The organism is Acinetobacter boissieri (assembly GCF_900096955.1).
Lineage (GTDB): Bacteria > Pseudomonadota > Gammaproteobacteria > Pseudomonadales > Moraxellaceae > Acinetobacter > Acinetobacter boissieri.
Genome location: NZ_FMYL01000022.1, coordinates 1 through 1,959, shown reverse-complemented (window position 1 = coordinate 1,959; position 1,959 = coordinate 1). Strand labels below are relative to the sequence as shown.

The following is a 1,959-nucleotide window of genomic DNA, read 5'->3' as shown; positions in this document are numbered from 1 at the left end:
TTCACATTCGCAGTATTTGCTTTAATTAAGTAATGACGCAAATACTGCTGTTACGTCACGGCTAAAAAGCACATCTTAGGAAATAAAAACTAAAACAAAGGTACGCAATGGAAAAAGCATATTCAAGAAATGGATAAATATGCTGAAAAAGCAGTGAAAGAAAATAAAGGTAATGCTTTATTAAACTTTAAATTTGAACTATGTAAATAAAGGAAATAAAGATGTCTTTATTGAAGTTAAAAAGATTAAAAAGATTGAAAATGACAATTGATGAACTTGGAGAGATTACGGACACTCGCCCTGTGCCTATAGAAATTATTCAACAGTATGAATCTATACTTAGTCCTACACTTATTGAGATTTGGAAAGAACATGGCTTTTGTCAGTTTGCACATGGAGCTTATCAATTTGTCAATCCGACTGAATGGCAACCTGTGGTGGATGCTTGGTTAGCAGGCACAGAGTATGAACAACAATTGGGCGGACATTTTTATGCATTGTCACGTAATGCATGTAATGAATTGTATATCTTTCATCTAGAAACAAAGAGTAAGCTGACAATTGATCCGATTCTTGGACGTATTACAGGTAGCATAAACGATGGTGATGATGAGTATGATACCGCAATTTCAAGATTTACTATTGCTTTAGATCAGGAAGATATTGATTTTTTTGATTTTAAAAATAAACCTCTGCTTAAACGATCTATAAAAAAATGTGGTGGCCTTGGTTGGGATGAAATGTACAATTTTGAGCCTGCATATGCCTTGATTGGCGATGCAGCCCTTGATATTAAGTATGTCAATAAAGCGAATGCTTTGGTGCAAATGATGGTGTTAAGACAAATGATTGATGTACCAAAGTCGATTATTTTTAATATGGACTGGGTAAAAGAGGCTGCACGTCAACCGATCCAAGACGAGTAAAGTTGAACTAGAAAATCTTTTCACAGCTCATCGCTTCATTCATTCACATTCGCAGTATTTGCTTTAATTAAGTAATGACGCAAATACTGCTGTTACGTCACGGCTAAAAAGCACATCTTAGGAAATAAAAACTAAAATAAAGGTACGCAATGGAGGATAAATATGCTGAAAAAGCAATGCAGGAAAATAAAGGTAATGCTTTATTAAACTTTAAATTTGAACTGTGTAAATAAGGAAAGTAAAGATGTCTTTATATGATTTTGACCGAATGATTCAGAAAATTGGTGCAGTGAGTGAAATTCGGCCAGTTCCAGCAGAGATTATTACTCAATATGAAGCTGTGCTTAGCCCAACGTTGATCGAGATTTGGAAAGAAAAAGGCTTTTGTCAGTTTGCACAGGGGGCTTATCAACTTGTCAATCCAAATGAATGGCAACCTGTGGTGGATGCATGGTTAGCAGGTACAGACTATGAACAACAATTGGGCGGACATTTTTATGCCCTATCACGAACAGCATTTAATGAATTGTATATCTTTCATCTAGAAACAAAGAGTCATCTGATTATTGATCCAGTTTATGGTCAAATTACAGGTAGTATTGAAGATGGAACCGATGAATATGATACCGCAATTTCAAGTTTTACTATTGCTATAAATCAAGAAAGAGTTGACTTAGAAGATATTAATGACAAGCCTTTATTTAATCGTGCCGTTAAAAAATGTGGTGGCCTTGGTTGGGATGAAATGTATACCTTTGAACCTGCGTATGCCTTGATTGGCGATGCCGCGCTTAATATCAAATATGTAAATAAAGTCAATGCACTGGTGCAAATGATGGTGTTAAGACAAATGATTGATGTACCGAAATCGATTATTTTTAATATGGACTGGGTAAAAGAGGCTGCACGTCAACCGATCAAAGACGAGTAAAGTTAAGCTAGACAATCTTTTCACAAGTCATCGCTTCATTCATTCACATTCGCAGTATTTGCTTTAATTAAGTAATGAAGCAAATACTGCTGTTACGTCACG

The 1,959-nt window shown here is 35.3% G+C and carries 2 protein-coding genes; both read left to right on the top strand.

The features are described from left to right. Nucleotides 1-260: 260 nt before the first annotated feature. Nucleotides 261-926 carry a GAD-like domain-containing protein gene (locus tag BLS38_RS12775; protein ID WP_171258596.1) on the top strand — a complete coding sequence of 222 codons (666 nt, stop codon included), beginning with the start codon at nucleotides 261-263 and terminating at the stop codon, nucleotides 924-926. Between the two features lie 244 nt (nucleotides 927-1,170). Next, nucleotides 1,171-1,857 carry a GAD-like domain-containing protein gene (locus tag BLS38_RS12770; RefSeq protein WP_092750209.1) on the top strand — a complete coding sequence of 229 codons (687 nt, stop codon included), beginning with the start codon at nucleotides 1,171-1,173 and terminating at the stop codon, nucleotides 1,855-1,857. Nucleotides 1,858-1,959 lie beyond the last annotated feature (102 nt).

Bases quoted from the DNA above. Each gene is read 5' to 3' on its own strand.
- BLS38_RS12775 (WP_171258596.1), top strand. From the start codon at position 261: ATGACAATTGATGAACTTGGAGAGATTACGGACACTCGCCCTGTGCCT.
- BLS38_RS12770 (WP_092750209.1), top strand. From the start codon at position 1,171: ATGTCTTTATATGATTTTGACCGAATGATTCAGAAAATTGGTGCAGTG.